General features: G+C 60.7%; 12 protein-coding genes and 1 pseudogene. 10 read left to right on the top strand and 3 right to left on the bottom strand.

The window, feature by feature from the left end:
- Positions 1 to 335: 335 nt before the first annotated feature.
- Together EFD56_RS33065 and EFD56_RS00775 are read left to right on the top strand one after the other, a co-directional pair.
- Positions 336 to 610, top strand: a pseudogene (locus tag EFD56_RS33065) (hypothetical protein); the annotation flags it as partial.
- Between the two features lie 421 nt (positions 611 to 1,031).
- Positions 1,032 to 4,058: an alpha-mannosidase gene (locus EFD56_RS00775; RefSeq protein ID WP_085744578.1), complete on the top strand. Its 3,027-nt coding sequence runs from the start codon at positions 1,032 to 1,034 to the stop codon at positions 4,056 to 4,058.
- 47 nt (positions 4,059 to 4,105) lie between these two features.
- Here EFD56_RS00775 and EFD56_RS00780 read toward each other — a convergent pair whose 3' ends face one another.
- Complete coding sequence (locus EFD56_RS00780) at positions 4,106 to 5,023, bottom strand: LysR family transcriptional regulator (RefSeq protein ID WP_170965662.1); 918 nt, start codon at positions 5,021 to 5,023, stop codon at positions 4,106 to 4,108.
- A 120-nt stretch (positions 5,024 to 5,143) separates the two neighbouring features.
- On the opposite strand from EFD56_RS00780, the gene EFD56_RS00785 reads away from it, so the two are divergent.
- Positions 5,144 to 5,977, top strand: coding sequence for an alpha/beta hydrolase (locus EFD56_RS00785; RefSeq protein ID WP_004669208.1), 834 nt, complete (start codon positions 5,144 to 5,146; stop codon positions 5,975 to 5,977).
- Between the two features lie 10 nt (positions 5,978 to 5,987).
- Here the strand turns inward: EFD56_RS00785 and EFD56_RS00790 are convergent, their stop codons facing one another.
- Positions 5,988 to 6,983, bottom strand: coding sequence for a LacI family DNA-binding transcriptional regulator (locus EFD56_RS00790; RefSeq protein WP_012490173.1), 996 nt, complete (start codon positions 6,981 to 6,983; stop codon positions 5,988 to 5,990).
- 172 nt (positions 6,984 to 7,155) lie between these two features.
- On the opposite strand from EFD56_RS00790, the gene EFD56_RS00795 reads away from it, so the two are divergent.
- The 6 genes from EFD56_RS00795 to EFD56_RS00820 all read left to right on the top strand — a co-directional run bounded on the left by EFD56_RS00795 (position 7,156) and on the right by EFD56_RS00820 (position 12,460).
- Complete coding sequence (locus EFD56_RS00795; RefSeq protein ID WP_004669204.1) at positions 7,156 to 8,103, top strand: sugar ABC transporter substrate-binding protein; 948 nt, start codon at positions 7,156 to 7,158, stop codon at positions 8,101 to 8,103.
- Between the two features lie 121 nt (positions 8,104 to 8,224).
- Positions 8,225 to 9,346, top strand: a complete 1,122-nt coding sequence (locus EFD56_RS00800; RefSeq protein WP_012490172.1) for an ABC transporter permease — start codon at positions 8,225 to 8,227, stop codon at positions 9,344 to 9,346.
- A gap of 2 nt (positions 9,347 to 9,348) precedes the next feature.
- Positions 9,349 to 10,143: an ATP-binding cassette domain-containing protein gene (locus EFD56_RS00805; RefSeq protein ID WP_010009235.1), complete on the top strand. Its 795-nt coding sequence runs from the start codon at positions 9,349 to 9,351 to the stop codon at positions 10,141 to 10,143.
- Between the two features lie 75 nt (positions 10,144 to 10,218).
- Positions 10,219 to 11,022 (top strand): TIM barrel protein, encoded by an 804-nt coding sequence (locus EFD56_RS00810; RefSeq protein ID WP_126904429.1) that lies wholly within the window; start codon positions 10,219 to 10,221, stop codon positions 11,020 to 11,022.
- A gap of 42 nt (positions 11,023 to 11,064) precedes the next feature.
- A complete protein-coding gene (iolG, locus tag EFD56_RS00815; RefSeq protein WP_004669196.1) occupies positions 11,065 to 12,057 on the top strand; it encodes an inositol 2-dehydrogenase in 993 nt (330 codons plus the stop codon).
- 100 nt (positions 12,058 to 12,157) lie between these two features.
- Positions 12,158 to 12,460 (top strand): MurR/RpiR family transcriptional regulator, encoded by a 303-nt coding sequence (locus EFD56_RS00820; RefSeq protein ID WP_049772086.1) that lies wholly within the window; start codon positions 12,158 to 12,160, stop codon positions 12,458 to 12,460.
- Positions 12,461 to 12,546: 86 nt separating this feature from the next.
- Here EFD56_RS00820 and EFD56_RS00825 read toward each other — a convergent pair whose 3' ends face one another.
- Entirely contained in the window at positions 12,547 to 13,182 is a 636-nt protein-coding gene (locus EFD56_RS00825) for a TetR/AcrR family transcriptional regulator (protein ID WP_010020762.1), read from the bottom strand.
- Positions 13,183 to 13,290: 108 nt separating this feature from the next.
- On the opposite strand from EFD56_RS00825, the gene EFD56_RS00830 reads away from it, so the two are divergent.
- Complete coding sequence (locus EFD56_RS00830; RefSeq protein ID WP_004669190.1) at positions 13,291 to 15,756, top strand: beta-glucosidase; 2,466 nt, start codon at positions 13,291 to 13,293, stop codon at positions 15,754 to 15,756.
- Positions 15,757 to 15,862 lie beyond the last annotated feature (106 nt).

The following is a 15,862-nucleotide window of genomic DNA, read 5'->3' on the forward strand; positions in this document are numbered from 1 at the left end:
TGTTATCGGTCTCCTTCTGAGCCTTCCTTTCCGAAAGCATCTCAAGGATTCGAAGAGGTTTTCTGGGACGGTCGGCTGGGGCTACGGCCAGTTCGGAAACGGCGTCGCGAACGCGAGCGAACCGTTAATCAAGACCTGCTTCGCCTCCATGTGAAGCTCGACCCTGCCAAGGACTTCGTCTTCAGCCACTACTCCCCGTGATGCGCAAAGCGACGTAGAGCGCCGGGAGGCCGCCATGAGAACAAGATGCGTGATGACCCCAGCCGAGACCATGGCGGCGTCCGCGACATGTGGCAGTGCGGCCGACTGACCGAGGCCGCGGCACACTTCGCCGAGAACTCGCTGATCCCGCTATATCCGGTGGTACTGGTATCGACGTCACTGCTGCACATGATACTCCTAGAATCAAGCGAACTGTCGAGGTCGCACCGCGCAAGCAAAGGAGCCGCGGCAAGGAAGCGGTGGCGATAGCGAACGATCGCCAAGGTTATCCATACTTCAAAGGAGATGGGTCTCGATAACGAGATCAGGATGCTCCGGGATCAGTTGGCCAGAAAGTAACGCGCAAAACGCACAGCTGAGAAAAATGCTAGAGCGGTTTGAACGGTGAGCGTGGCGCGCTCCCTGCCCTTTTTCCCCGGGATCGATTGCAGCCTGTTTCGAACGAATGTCAGATCTGAATTGGGTGTCGCAGGTTCGAACCCCTTCAAGGCGATCAATTTGTCATGCCAGCCGACCGGCGGTAGTGAACATGCTATGCAAGCCCTGTTTCTGAACCCGGCAGCGCACCTGGTCAAGAATTACCTTTGTTGCGCGGCAAGGCGGGCGATCTAGGCGGGACGGGCAGACAGGCGCTTGTTGGTGAGGGGCTGTTCACAACCTCTTTCACGCTTGACGGCAAATCAAAGTTACTTAATCTAAGCGTTAAGACCGGTTGGGAGGCGGGGCCGGAAATAGCGATCTCTGTTGCACGATCTCCCAAAGCCAAGACTCCGGATGTTCCGCCGCCCATTTCTGAACAGGAATAGATCATGCCCCTGACCATTGCCCAACGCCTTGATCGCTTCAAAATCCGCATTGCGGAGCTCGCGCATTGGCGCGATCGGCAGAGCAGCCCGATCGACGGCTGGACGTTCGAGGGGGAGCCGATCGGCCAGCATCAGGATTGGCCCCATCGCCGGGGCGTGGTGCATTTTGCCGCAACTGCGGAAGCGCCTGCGGGCTGGCCGCTCGAGGATATCCGCCTGCAGCTCGATCTCGGCGGCGAGAGCCTGATTACGCTGAGCTACCCGGATGGTCAGAGCGAGACATTCGGGCTCGACCCCTACCACCAAGAATTCCCGGTCAAGGGCCGGCGCTTTTCGATTGCGACGGAGAGCGTTGCGCGCTTTCCCTTCGGCGAGCCGAATCGGGCGCCGCGGCTCAACAAGGCCCGGCTGATCTGGCTCGACGGTCCGGCACATCGCCTGCATCTGCTGTTGACGCAGGTGGCCGAGGCGATCGACGTGCTCGGCGAACATGAAGTCGTGCCGCATCTGGTCGATGCCGGCGAACTGGCCCTGCGCAGCCTCGACTGGCCCTCGGATTCGGCGGTCTACATCTCGCGCACCGCCGACGCCGTCATGCAGCAGAAGATCTGGGAATTGCCGCAGCTTGCGGAGAACCCGGCGGGCCTCTCCGACGAGCAGAGCGCTTCGGCGGCGTCCGCCTTCGAAGCGCTGACGGCGCGGCTGAAGGAATTGCAGAATCGCTTCCCGCCGAATGGCGAGTTGGTGCTGACCGGCCATGCGCATATCGATCTCGCCTGGCTCTGGCCCTACCGCGAGACGCGGCGGAAGATGCGGCGCACCTTCAACACGGCGCTGTCGCTGATGGAGCGTTCGGCCGATTTCCGCTTCAACCAGTCGACGGCGCATTATTACGCACAGATGGAAGAGGAGGATCCGGAGCTTCTCGTTCGCATCAAGCAAAAGGTCGCCGATGGAAAATGGGAAACTGTCGGCGGAATGTGGGTGGAGCCCGACACCAACATGCCCACAGGCGAAAGCCTTGTTCGCCAAGTTCTCTACGGCCAGCGCTATTTCGAAAAGACCTTCGGCACGCGCCACACCGTCTGCTGGCTGCCGGATTGCTTCGGCTTCTCCGGCGCCCTGCCGCAGATCCTGAAACAGGGTGGTATCGACAGCTTCTTCACCATCAAGGTCAATTGGAGCGAGACCAACCATATCCCCTCCGACCTCTTCTGGTGGAAGGGCCTCGACGGCAGCAAGGTTCTGACCCACACCTTCGACAATCCGATGCAGGGCTATAACGGCTTCGTACAGGCCGATTGCTACGTGCCGACCTGGAAGAATTTTCGCGGCAAGGTGCAGCATCACGCCTCGCTTCTCGCCGTCGGCTATGGCGACGGCGGCGGCGGCGTGACGCCGGAAATGGTGGAGCGCGAAGTGCAGCTGCGCGATTTCCCGGCCATTCCGCAGGCGCGCTGGGGCACGGTCAAAAGCTTCTATGAAGAGGCGCACCGAACTGCATCGGAGAAGAACCTGCCCGTCTGGGATGGCGAGATCTATCTCGAACTGCACCGCGCGACGCTGACGACGCAGAGCGGCGTCAAGCGCAAGCACCGCCAGGCTGAGCGCGCGCTGATCACCGCCGAGACGCTGGCGTCGCTCGCCCATCTGCTCGGAGCCGAAAAAACTAAGAGCCTCGAAGCGGACTGGCGCGTGGTACTGAAGAACGAATTCCACGACATCCTGCCGGGTTCGAGCATTCGCGAGGTCTATCAGGATGCGGAACAGGAGCTCGACGGCGTGATCGGCAATGCCAAGTCTGAGCAGGCAAAGGCCCTGCAGGCGCTCTCGGCCAACCTGCCGAAGGGCGGCGTCGGCGATGCGCTCGTCGTCGTCAATCCGTCGCTTGCGCCGCGGCCCCTCAGCGCGAGGCTTGCCGACGGCACGGTCCTCTCGGCCGCCGACATCGTCGCGCCCCTGTCTGTTGCCGTCTTCGACAGGCAGGTGCTGCAGCCGGCGGGCGGTCTGAATGCAACATCGGACCGCCTCGAAAACGATCATCTCGCCGTTGTCATCGGCGAGGACGGCGCGGTTGCGAGCCTCGTCCACAAGGCGAGCGGCCGCGAAGCGGTCGACGGCTCCGCCAACCAGCTCTGGGTCTATCCGGCCGACAAACCGCGCAACTGGGACGCCTGGGATATCGATGCCGATTATGCCGAAAAGGCCTTCCGTCTCGAAACGCCCGAAAGCATCAGCCTCGTCGAAAACGGCCCGCAACGCGCGGCGATCCGCGTCGTGCACCGCTACCGCAATTCGAGCGTCACCCAGACTTATGTGCTGACGGCGAACGCCAAGCGGCTCGATATCGAAACGTCGATCGACTGGCACGACCGACGCACGCTGCTGCGCACCCTCAATCCTGTTGATGTCAGATCGCGCAAAGCAACGTTCGAATGCGCCTTCGGCATCGTCGAGCGGGCGACACACACCAACACCTCCTGGGAACAGGCGATGTTCGAGGCCGTCGCCCATCGCTTTGTCGATATCAGCGAGCCGGGCTTCGGCGTCGCGCTGCTCAACAATGCAAAATACGGTCATAGCGCCCGCGGCAATGTGATCGGCATGAGCCTGGTGCGCGGACCGGTCTATCCGGATCCGCTGGCCGATGAAGGCGAGCAGAGCTTTACCTATGCACTGATGCCTCATGACGGCGCCTGGCACGAGGGCGGCGTCCTCGAAGAGGCGATCGATCTCAACCAGCCGCTCCTTGCGCTTGAATCTCAAGGCCTCTCCACCGGCACTTTCGCGCCGCTCGCGATCAGTGGTGTGCCGGTTGCCCTCTCGGGCCTGAAACCGGCGGAAGAGGGGGATGGCCTGATACTGCGGCTCTACGAGCCCGCCGGCCGGCGCGGCCGCCTCTCTGTCACCCTGCCGTCCGGATGGTCGGTATCGCAGCCGCTCAACATTCTCGAAGAACCGATGGAGCGGACAGGTCCTGCCGACATCATGCCGTTTGAGATCAGGACCTGGAAGCTGCAAAGGGCCTGAGGTCCTTCGTTGCAGAAACGCTCCGCGGCTCTACATGGCGAGGCCACTCATTGTCCGAAGCGTGAAAATGGAGTGCCGAGCCGGCCGCCAAAATTCTCCACCACGAAATCCACGAAAGCCCGGATTTTGGGTGAAAGCTGGCGGTTCGACGGCCAGACGAGGGAGAGCGAACCGAAGGGCGCCATGAAGGCAGTGAGGACGGGGATCAGCGTGCCGGCCCGGATATGCGGCTCGGCGACATAGACGGGCAGATGCGCGAGGCCGAGCCCGTCTCTCGCCGCCCGCAGCCCGGCATCGGTGTTGTTGAATGTCAGGCTTCTCGGCAGAAGCAGCCGCTCGGAGGGCGGGCGGAACGCCCAGGGCGCGGTGCGGCCGGTGGATGGGTATTTGAAGTGAATGCAGGCGTGCCGCGAGAGATCGTCAGGCGTCTCCGGCCGACCGTGGCGGTCGAGATAGGCGGGACTCGCGCAGACGACGAAATGCTGCTCGCCGAGCGGACGGGCAATCAGCCGCGCATCGGCCAGTTCGCCGCTGCGCACGACCACATCGAGCCCCTCCGTAATGAGGTCGATGACCCTGTCTTCGAAATCGATGTCCAGTTCGATCTCGGGGAACCGCGCGGTGAAGCCCGGCAGGATTGGCATCAGCAGATGGTGGCCGACGATATGCGGAACGCTGACGCGCAGGCGCCCCCTCGGCCGGTCCCGGCCCTTTGACACGGCTGCTTCCGCGTCCCGCATGTCGTCAAGGACGCGTTTATAGTGCTCGTAGAGGACTGTCCCTTCCTCGGTCAGGCTGATGCTGCGCGTCGTGCGGTTGAAGAGCCGCACGCCGAGGCGGCTTTCCAGACGCGCCACCGCTTTGCCGATCGCCGAAGGCGAAACGCCGGCAAGGCGCGCGGCGGCGACATAGCTCTGCTGTTCGGCGGCATGAACGAAGGCGACGATGCTTGCGAGACTATCCACGGCCATATCCGATTGAGGATATTTTGTCCTTTGTGTAAGTCCATCTGCAGTGATTGATCAACATTGCGTAACAAATATCCTCTGTCTCGGATAGCTTGCCCAACTTGAGGAGCGAATGCCATGCGGGACTATGCCAAGGAATTGCCCGAGCACAGGGAAAAATTTATCGGAGAGAACGACCTTTTTCTTGAGATATTTCATGGGAACTGTGGCTCGCAAAAAGCCGGCCGGCCGCCGCTGCTGTTCGTCCATGGGGCCTTCACCGGCAGCTGGATGTGGAGCAAGTACATCCCGCATTTCATGGCCGCAGGATGGGACTCCTCCTGCATCAATCTGCGCGGTCACTACAAAAGCAGATCGGTCGATTTCACGCAGGTCGAATTCGAGGATTATCTCGAAGACATTCGAGAGGCGATCGCCGAAGTCGTCGATGAAAGCGGAAGCCCGCCTGTGGTGATCGGCTTCAGTATGGGCGGCATCCTCAGCCAGAAACTGGCGGAAAGCGTGGAGATCGCTGGGCTGGTGCTGATCGACTCCAGCATCTGCAGGCAAGTGCATGACGCGGTGCCCTATCAAGGTCGCGCGCCGCGGGCGCCCGGTCTCGTCGTGCCCGCGCCGGCGCGCGACGAGCAGTTCAGCGCCGATGAGACCTTCGAAGATCTCGCGTTCCAGCGGAAATACCTGTCCATGGAGTCCGGCAAGGCTTTCGGCGCCTTCTCCTTTCATTTCGGAGCGCAGGGAATTTCCGTCGACGGCCGAAGGATCACCTGTCCTAGCCTGGTCATCTCAGCCGTCGGAGATGAAGATGATGACCGGCGCGGCCGGGCGGCGGCGCGGCACATCGGCGGCGAATATCTGGGTCTTGCCGGCACGACGCATACGGGCTTGCTGGTCGGGCAACGATATCACGAGGCGGTCAGACGCATCTTGGACTGGCTGGCGCGCTTCCCCTGAAACCCGGCAATCAGGCGGATAGTCTGGGAACGAGATGACCTGGCAAGGTGACAGCTTCGACGGCACGGGCTCCGGTAATCATCTCCACTATCGTGTTAATCATCTCATAAGTGGGCTGCTCGTAAGTCGTCAGGCCATAGGTTGGCGTCGCGCCAAGCTCGATATTGTCAAAGCCGACCACCGCAAGGTCTTGCGGAACGCGGCAACCAAATTCGCTGCGGGCCGTATCCATGGCTCCTAACGCCAGAATATCATTTTCACACATCAAAACATCGACGCGCGAGGGAGGCGGGGTAGCGCTCAGATAGGCTCGCGCCGCTTCGGCGCCCGCGTCAGCACTATAACGGTCTGCATTCAGCTCTATGACGCTCTCGACACCCTTCCGCCGCCAGAAATTCGCATAGTGATGGCGCCTGCCGAGAGCCGTCGACAGGGTTCTTGCTCCCGTCATGAAGCCCGGACGGCGATAGCCTTTGTCAAACAGGTAATCGACCACTTGGCTGAGAGCGAGTTCAGCATTGCAGGCGATTGCGGGGACGCCAGGGATCTGGCTGTCTCTTGCGAGAACGAACATTGGCGGGAAGTCTGGGCCGAGCCGCCGATCTCCCAGCGTTTCCTCGCGAAAGGCCGTACCGAACAGGATCACGGCGTCGAATTGCCGTTGGTCGGCATTGATCAACGCGTGAACGTGATCGAAGTGCCGGTTGATGTTGATCAATACCGTCAACAGACCCTCCGCCTGCAGACGCTCGGTGAGCATCTCCAAAACCGGAAGCTTGTGCGGATTGGCGAAGTCATCGACGAACACCGCGACCTGATGCGTGACGTTTGTGGCCAGGCTGCGGGCAAGCAGGTTCGGCGAGTAGTTCAGCGCCTCGGCGGCCTGAAGCACCTTTTGCCGGCTGGCCTCGGTGATGGATGCGCCAGGAGTAAACGCACGGATTACCGTCCATTTCGATACGCCGGCGGCTTCCGCCACCTCTTTCGCCGTTGCCCTTTTGCGCATGCCTTTCTCCTCACGATTGGAATGAATATTCCACAAAAAAATAAAAATGGAATGGATGCTTGATTTCTGTCGACAATAAAGTAATTTGGCGTCGCTTGCTACCGGTAGCAATGAGGTTGCAACCGGTAGCAAATGCGGTTCGCATGAGGCGGACTGTTTTTGGGAGGGTAAAATGAAATTAGGTTTGAAATCGCTTTTCGCAGGCGCCGCCGCTGTAGTTGCGCTCATGTGCTCTTCAGCAATTGTCAACGCAGCGGACATTCGCATCGTGGCCGTCACCCACGGTCAGGCAAATGACCCGTTCTGGTCCGTGGTCAAGAACGGCGTCAACGCAGCTGCGAAGGATATCGGCATCAGCGTCGACTATCGGGCGCCGGAGACATTCGACATGGTGTCGATGGGGCAGCTCATCGATGCTGCCATCAATCAGAAGCCCGACGGGCTTGTCGTCTCCATTCCGGACGCCTCGGCGCTCGGTCCGTCGATCAAGAAGGCCGTGGCCGCCGGCATTCCGGTTATATCGATCAACTCGGGATCCGATGTTTCGAAGGAATTGGGAGCGCTTCTGCATGTCGGCCAGGACGAATACACCGCGGGCAAGGCCGCCGGTGCGAAGCTGCATGAACTGGGCGGCAAGGAAGGCTTGTGCGTCAATCAGGAGGTCGGCAATGTCGCGCTCGATCTGCGCTGCAAGGGCTTTGCCGACGGTTTTGGCGGCAAGGTCACGGTTCTGCCCGTCAGCAACGACCCTGCCGACGTCCGGTCGAAGGTCAAAGCGGCGCTGAGTTCAAATGCCGCTGTCGATACCGTCATGGCGCTCGGCGCCGGCACCGCCGGTGAGCCGGCTCTGGCGGCTGTCGAGGATGTTGGAATGACCGGCAAGATTAATGTCGCGACCTTCGACCTGTCGGCAGATTTCCTGAAGGCCGTGGCCGACGGCAAGGCAGCCTTCGCGATCGATCAACAGCAGTTCCTGCAGGGTTATCTGCCGGTCGTATTCCTGGCCAACTACGCCAAATACGGGCTGATCCCAGGCGGCAACGTTCCGTCTGGGCCGAACTTGATCACCAAGGAAAAGGCTGCCCAGGTTGTGGATCTCTCCGCCAAGGGCATTCGCTGACCAGAATTGCCGGAAGGCATTCTCGAGAATCTCCTCCCCTCGAGGGGAGGGGGTTCGGTTGAAAGAGCGCTGCCGAGCAGCGCCGCCGCTACCTCAAAACAAAGATTACATCGGAGGAGTTATGGCTTCGCTTGAGCAGAACACGGCGGCTGCGCCGACGGTCGATGAGCGCGTCAAACAAGTGAGTTTTTTAACACATGTGATGCGGCGGCCGGAACTGGGTGCGGTCGCCGGCCTTGTCTTCGTCATCGTGTTTTTCTTTCTTACTGCAGATTCGACGATGTTCTCCCTTTCCGGCCTGATGACAATCATGGCGCCGGCATCGCAACTGGGAATCCTCGCCATAGCGGCGGCACTGCTCATGATCGGCGGAGAGTTCGATCTCTCGATCGGCTCGATGGTGGCTTTCGCAGGATTGATCTTCGGCGTCATCCTGACCAATTTCGGTCAACCCCTTTCGGTTGCCATCGTCATGACGATGCTGTTTGCGGCGTTCATGGGCGCGATCAATGGTCAGATCGTCATCCACACCCGCCTGCCGTCGTTCATCGTGACCCTGGCATTTTTGTTCATACTGCGCGGCTTGACCCTCGTCGGTCTGAAATGGGCCACCGGCGGCTCGACTCAGCTTCGCGGCATAGGCGATCATGTGAAGGACAGTCCGCTGCTCGGGCTCTTTTCCGGCGATGCGCTGAAGGGCCTATTCGTCTGGCTTGCAGATCACGATCTGATCGACAAGTTCCCCAATGGCCTGCCGAAGGTCACGGGCATCCCGGTGTCGGTCTTGTGGTTCGTCGTGCTTGCCCTGGCTGCAACCTGGGTCCTGCTGCGCACCCGCATGGGCAACTGGATCTTCGCGGCCGGTGGCGATCCGAATGCAGCAAGAAACTCAGGTGTCCCTGTCCATAGGGTGAAGACCGGCCTGTTCGCGCTGACGGCATGTGCCGCCGCGCTGGTCGCCATCATCACCGTGCTTGACGCCGGCTCGACCGACGCCCGACGGGGTTTTCAGAAGGAGTTCGAGGCGATCATCGCCGCCGTTATCGGCGGATGCCTGCTCACAGGCGGATACGGCTCGGCGATCGGCGCCTTCTTCGGAGCGATCATCTTCGGCTCGGTATCCATCGGCCTCACCTATACCAGGTTCGACTCCGACTGGTTCCAGGTCTTCCTCGGCTCGATGCTGCTGCTGGCTGTTCTCTTCAACAATTTCATCCGCCGCAAGGTTACCGGGGAGCGCTGATCATGCCAGACGTCAATAACCGAACGCCGATCATCGAAGTAACCGATATCGTCAAGCACTACGGCTCGGTGATCGCTCTCAACGGCGTGTCGATGCACGTGTCGGCCGGAGAGGTGCTTTGTCTTCTCGGAGACAATGGTGCGGGCAAATCCACCTTGATCAAGACGCTGTCCGGTGTCGTCCGTCCCAGCGGGGGTGTCTTCCTGGTCGACGGCAAGCCGGTCAATTTTCGCAGCCCGCGCGATGCCCTCGATGCGGGGATTGCGACGGTCTACCAGGACCTCGCAATGATTCCGCTGATGTCGATCACGCGCAATTTTTTCATGGGGCGGGAGCCACGCAAAGGCATCTTCCCATTCCGTCACTTCGACCTCGCGCACTGCAACGATGTCACGCGTGAAGAGATGCGCAAAATCGGCATCGATATCCGCGATCCCAATCAGGCGGTGGGCACTCTGTCGGGTGGTGAACGCCAATGCGTTGCAATCGCGCGCGCGGTCTATTTCGGTGCCAAGATCCTTATTCTCGATGAGCCCACCTCGGCGCTCGGCGTGGCGCAAACTTCGATGGTGTTGAAATACATCCACCAGGTCCGGCAGAACGGACTGGGGGTGATCTTCATTACCCACAATGTTCGGCACGCCTATGCGGTCGCGGACCGCTTCACCATCCTCAATCGCGGCCAGACGCTCGGCACTTTTGCCAAGGCGGATATCGCGATGGACGAGCTTCAGAACCTGATGGCGGGCGGCAAGGAACTGCAGCAACTGTCCGACGAGCTCGGCGGCACGATTTAGCCCTGCATATCCCGCGGCGCCCGATTGGTCTTTGTCAGGCTGCCGCATTCTCAATTATCAAACATGGAAATGGTCATGAACGACGGTCCGTCGAATACATCATCCCCCTTCACGCTCGCAGTCTGCGCCGAAATGGTCTTCAAGTCGCTTCCTGTTGTCGACAGGTTGAAGCGTATCAGTGAACTCGGCTTTCAGGCCGAAATCTGGGATTGGACAAAACACGACATCGCCGCGCTTGCGCGATCGGGAGCCATCTTTTCGTCAATGACGGGCTATGTGTCCGGCACACTTGCCGATGACGAAGGCGCGGATGAATTGCTGCGAACCGCGAAGTTATCGATCCCCGTCGCCCGACAGCTGAATTGCCCGCGTCTCAACCTGCATGGCACCGGTCTCGACGGCAACGGGCTGCCGGTCGTCGAGGCCGACCAGGTGACGGGTTCCATGTGGCTCAAGGCGCGCGATACGCTGAACCGTATCGCCGACCTCGGCGAGCAGGAGGGTGTTACCTTCGTGCTTGAAAACCTCAATCAGGCAGTCAATCATCCCAAGACCCCCTTTGCCAAGGCCGAGGATACGCTCGCCCTCGTCTCCTCCGTTAACCGGCCGACGCTGAAGCTCAATCTCGACCTCTATCATGCCCAGATCGGCGAGGGGAACCTGATCGAGCTGTGCCGGCGTGCACTCCCATTTATCGGCGAGATTCAGGTGGCGGATGTTCCCGGTCGCATGGAACCGGGCACCGGAGAGATCAACTACAAGGCAATCGCCCGGGCGCTCAAGGACATGGGTTATCGGGGCGCGATCGGCATGGAGGCTTGGGCCTCGGGTGATGACGAGACGGCGCTTGCCCGCTTCCGCGACGCCTTCACCGTTTGAAGATTTGGATAGTCAAGACTTACAGTTAATGGAGAGACATCAATGATCAGATTTGGAGTGATCGGCGCCGGCCGAATAGGCAAAGTGCATGCCACAACGATCGCGGCGAACCCCAATGCGAAGCTTGCTTATGTGGCGGATGCCTTCAAGGCTTCAGCTGAAGAGCTTGCCGCGCGGACGGGCGCCGAGGTTGCCGAGGCGGAGGACGTCATTAAGTCCCCGAACGTCGATGCGATCCTCATTGCGACGCCGACCCCGAGTCATGCCGATCTGATCGAGGCGGCGGCGCGCGCCGGCAAGGCCATTCTCTGCGAAAAGCCAGTATCCCTGTCGGTCGACCGCATCAATGCCTGCCTCGAGGTTGTCGAGAAAAACAGATCGACTTTGATGATTGGCTTCAATCGCCGCTTTGACCCGAACTTCGCGAGTGTGGAAGCGCGCCTGCGCCATGGCGATGTCGGCGCAATCGAAATCGTGACGATCACCAGCCGGGATCCAGCGCCGCCGCCTGCCGACTACGTCAAATCCTCCGGTGGTCTGTTCCGCGACATGATGATTCACGACTTCGACATGGCTCGCTTTCTCATGGGCGAGGAATTCGTGGTCGTGAACGCGCTCGGGTCGTCTCTCGTCGACAAGGCAATCGGGGCCGAGGGCGATGTGGATACCGCCGCCGTGCAGATGCAGACGGCGTCAGGCCGCATTGCCGTGATCACCAATTCGCGCCGGGCGACCTATGGCTACGACCAGCGTATCGAAGTCCATGGAGCTGCCGGTATGCTTGCGGCGAAGAATATCCATGCGACGAGCGTCGAGCTTTCCAATGCAAACGGCGTCAGCGGCGATCCTGTTCAATATTTCTTTCTCGAACGCTATGCACAGGCTTACGCCAACGAGATCAACGCCTTCATCGAAGCGATCGACAGTGGCAACTCCTCGCCGAGGCCAGGGGGGCTCGATGGCCTTCAGGCTCAGAAATTGGCAGAGGCCGCCACTGTGAGCTGGCAGACAGGCAGGCCAGTTGCCGTCAATTGACGTCATGGCGATGCAGTCCGGTCCACACCGCTTGCTGCATCGCCCATCCCCTAAATGCGACGACTTATCCTTCGCGAATGCATCTGCCACGGAGGCGCCAATGTCAGCCATGCGTCCTTTGAGAGATCAACGTCCTCAAAATTTTCAGGAACTGAAACAGTTCATCGCTGAGGGACGAATCTTCCTCCCGCACCAGGTGGAACAGGTGGCCAGGCGGATGCTTGAGCAGCCGGACATGATTGCTTTCGAGAGCGCTGCCGCAGTCGCAAAAAACTGCGGCGTTTCGCAAACAACAGTGATGCGACTGAGCAGCCTTCTCGGAATTGGATCGTACCGAGGGTTGAAGAAACTCTGTGCCAGCTATGTTCGAGAACGCTCCAAAGGCATATCGCACCCTCATTGAGTCCCTCCGCCGCCGTCGTGCAACAATTGATCCCGTGCCCTTCAACGGGAGAAGATGACGCCCGCGCCTCCGAACCGCTAGCCATTTCAACCCTCCAGACCGAGGCTCGTCTGCAGGCGGCTGATATAGGCTTCCAGGCCGCCGACCATATCGAAGCGATCGGGGTCACGCAGCCAGAGCATCTGCAGGCCGTCCATCACCGCGATCAGTTCGGCCGCCATCGCTTCGCCGTCAATGCCGGCATTGATCGAGCCGTCGGCGACAGCCCGCTCGAAGGTCGCGGCGATATGCTTCTGCATTTCCGCGGTGCGATCGAAAAACCACGCCTTGGCGGGGTGGTCCTTCATCAGGCTCTCGGCATTCAGGATGGCAAAGGCCCTGATGACCTCGATCATTCCGGCGTTGCGGCGGAAGATTTCGACCATGCCCCTGAGCAGGCCGCGAAGATCGGCGCGATAGTGGCCGATGAAATCGGCGCTATCGAGATCGCGCTTGGCAAGAATGGCGAGCAGCAGATCGACCTTGGTCGGGAAGTGATGCAGCAGGCCGGGCAGCGACAGGCCAACATCGCAGGCAATATCGCCGATCGCCGCGTTCTGATAGCCGTCTTCGGCAAAGCGCCGCATCGCCGCCGCGAGAATCTCCATGCGGCGTGTCTCCCCCTTGCGGGAGCGGCGGCGGCGCTTTTCCTCCGCGACATTCTGTTCCGACAATTCTGCCATCGTTCCCCGGTACTTTCCCATCCTCTCTTCCATACATCAGCTTTGCCCGATTGACATCTTAAAAATACCGAGTAATCGGTAGGTTTAAGGGCTTGCTTGGAGGTTTGCATGATCGATTCCATTCTCGACCAGATGACGCTGGAGGAGCAGGTCTCGCTTTTGTCGGGCGCCGATTTCTGGACGACGGTTCCAGTCGAGCGTCTCGGCGTGCCCAAGATCAAGGTGACGGACGGTCCGAATGGAGCGCGCGGCGCCGGCTCGCTGGTCGCGGGCGTCAAGGCGACCTGCTTTCCCGTCGCCATTGCGCTCGGGGCCAGCTGGAATCCCGGGCTCGTCAGGCAGATGGGCGCGGCACTTGCCCGCCAGGCAAAGAGCAAGGGTGCCGCCGTGCTGCTCGCGCCCACGGTCAATATTCATCGCTCCGGCCTCAACGGCCGCAATTTCGAATGTTATTCCGAAGATCCGATGCTGACCGCGGAACTGGCTGTCGCTTATATCGAGGGCGTGCAGGGCGAGGGGGTGGCGGCGACGGTCAAGCATTTCGCCGGCAATGAATCGGAGATCGAGCGGCAGACCATGTCTTCCGATATCGACGAGCGGACGCTGCGCGAAATCTACCTCCCGCCCTTCGAGCAAGCCGTCCGTCGCGCCGGCGTCATGGCCGTCATGTCCTCCTATAACCGCCTGAACGGCACCTATACGAGCGAGCATCACTGGCTCTTGACCAAGGTGCTGCGCGAGGAGTGGGGCTTCGACGGCATCGTAATGTCAGACTGGTTCGGCTCTCACTCGACGGCTGAGACAATCAATGCCGGCCTCGATCTCGAAATGCCGGGCCCCGCGCGCGATCGCGGCGACAAACTGGTCGCTGCCGTGCTCGAGGGCAAGGTCGATGCCGCGACGGTGCGCGCTGCGGCGCGGCGCATATTGGTTTTGCTGGAGCGGGTCGGCGCGTTCAAGGAGAAACCCGATCTCACCGAGCGGGCGGTCGACCTTCCGGAAGACCGGGCGCTGATCCGGCGTCTCGGCGCGGAAGGCGCAGTGCTTCTGAAGAACGACGGCATCCTGCCAATTGCCAAGGCCTCGCTCGACCGCATCGCTGTTATCGGCCCCAATGCGGCCAGCGCCCGCGTCATGGGCGGCGGCAGCGCGCAGATCGCGGCGCATTATACGGTGAGCCCGCTCGAAGGCATTCGCGCCGCTCTCTCCAATGCCAACAGCATCAGCCATGCCGTCGGCTGCCGCCATAATCGGCTGATCGATGTGTTCAAGGGAAAGATCGCGGTCGAGTATTTCAAGGGGCGCGGCTGCAAGGGCGATCCGCAGCACGTCGAAACGGTCGACAAGGGCGAATTCTTCTGGTTCGAACTGCCGTCGGGCGAACTCGACCCAGCAGACTTCTCGGCCCGGATGACGATGCGATTCGTGCCGGAGGAGAGCGGCGAGCATGTGTTCGGCATGACTAATGCCGGCCTGGCGCGGCTGTTCGTCGACGGAATGCTGATGGTAGACGGCCATGACGGCTGGACGCGCGGCGAGAACTATTTCGGTACCGCGAATGACGAACAGCGCGGCACGGTCACGCTTGATGCCGGCCGGTCATATGAGATCACCGTCGAGTATGAACCATGCAAGGCGACAGAGGAGGGCATCAACCTCATCGCCGTCCGCTTCGGTGTCGAAAAGCCGCTCAGCGAGGCCGACATCGAGTCGGCCGTCGAGACCGCCCGTAATGCCGATGTGGCGCTTCTCTTTGTCGGCCGCGACGGCGAATGGGATACGGAGGGACTGGACCTGCCGGACATGCGGCTGCCGGACCGGCAGGAGGAACTGATCGAGCGGGTTGCGGCCGCCAACGCCAACACGGTGGTGGTGCTCCAGACCGGCGGCCCGGTGGAAATGCCCTGGCTCGGCAAGGTTCGCGCCGTGCTTGAGATGTGGTATCCGGGGCAGGAACTCGGCAATGCCGTCGCCGATGTGCTATTCGGCGACGTCGAGCCGACCGGACGCCTGCCGCAGACCTTCCCAAAGGCGCTTGCCGATAATGCCGCCATCACCGGTGACCCCGCCGTCTATCCCGGCAAGGATGGGCATGTACGTTATGCCGAAGGCGTCTTCGTCGGTTACCGTCACCACGACAGCCGCGCCGTCGCTCCGCTCTTCCCTTTCGGCTTCGGCCTTGGCTATACGCGCTTCCGTTGGAGCGAACCGCGGGTGTCGGCCAGCGAAATGGATGCTGACGGGGTGACCATCAGTGTCGACTTGACCAATATAGGCGATCGGCCTGGATCGGAGCTGGTTCAGCTTTATGTGCGTTCGCCCAAATCCAAAGTGGAACGGCCAGACAAGGAACTGCGCGCCTTCGCCAAGCTTTCGCTGCAGCCTGGCGAAACGGGCACGGCGGTCATGAAGGTCGTGCCGCGCGACCTCGCTTACTTTGACCCTGAGGCTGGTACCTTCCAGGCAGAGCCGGGTGACTATCAGCTGATTATTGCAGCCAATGCCGCAGATATAAAATCCGTGATCGAACTGCGGTCACCGGCCAGCTATCTGTTGCCGCCGTCGTACGCGTGATTGCCTAGCGTGGTGATGCCTCTGCTTGTCATCGGATCTTCTCCAAAAATCTTCCAGCAGTCGAAGAACATCATCAGGTGCCAAACGATTTAGGTGAACAAAAACA

Source organism: Rhizobium phaseoli, from assembly GCF_003985125.1.
GTDB classification, from domain to species: domain Bacteria; phylum Pseudomonadota; class Alphaproteobacteria; order Rhizobiales; family Rhizobiaceae; genus Rhizobium; species Rhizobium phaseoli.

Bases quoted from the DNA above. Each gene is read 5' to 3' on its own strand.
- EFD56_RS00795 (WP_004669204.1), top strand. From the start codon at position 7,156: ATGAAATTAGGTTTGAAATCGCTTTTCGCAGGCGCCGCCGCTGTAGTT.
- EFD56_RS00820 (WP_049772086.1), top strand. From the start codon at position 12,158: ATGTCAGCCATGCGTCCTTTGAGAGATCAACGTCCTCAAAATTTTCAG.
- EFD56_RS00785 (WP_004669208.1), top strand. From the start codon at position 5,144: ATGCGGGACTATGCCAAGGAATTGCCCGAGCACAGGGAAAAATTTATC.
- EFD56_RS00830 (WP_004669190.1), top strand. From the start codon at position 13,291: ATGATCGATTCCATTCTCGACCAGATGACGCTGGAGGAGCAGGTCTCG.
- iolG (WP_004669196.1), top strand. From the start codon at position 11,065: ATGATCAGATTTGGAGTGATCGGCGCCGGCCGAATAGGCAAAGTGCAT.
- EFD56_RS00790 (WP_012490173.1), bottom strand. From the start codon at position 6,983: ATGCGCAAAAGGGCAACGGCGAAAGAGGTGGCGGAAGCCGCCGGCGTA.
- EFD56_RS00810 (WP_126904429.1), top strand. From the start codon at position 10,219: ATGAACGACGGTCCGTCGAATACATCATCCCCCTTCACGCTCGCAGTC.
- EFD56_RS00775 (WP_085744578.1), top strand. From the start codon at position 1,032: ATGCCCCTGACCATTGCCCAACGCCTTGATCGCTTCAAAATCCGCATT.
- EFD56_RS00825 (WP_010020762.1), bottom strand. From the start codon at position 13,182: ATGGCAGAATTGTCGGAACAGAATGTCGCGGAGGAAAAGCGCCGCCGC.
- EFD56_RS00800 (WP_012490172.1), top strand. From the start codon at position 8,225: ATGGCTTCGCTTGAGCAGAACACGGCGGCTGCGCCGACGGTCGATGAG.
- EFD56_RS00805 (WP_010009235.1), top strand. From the start codon at position 9,349: ATGCCAGACGTCAATAACCGAACGCCGATCATCGAAGTAACCGATATC.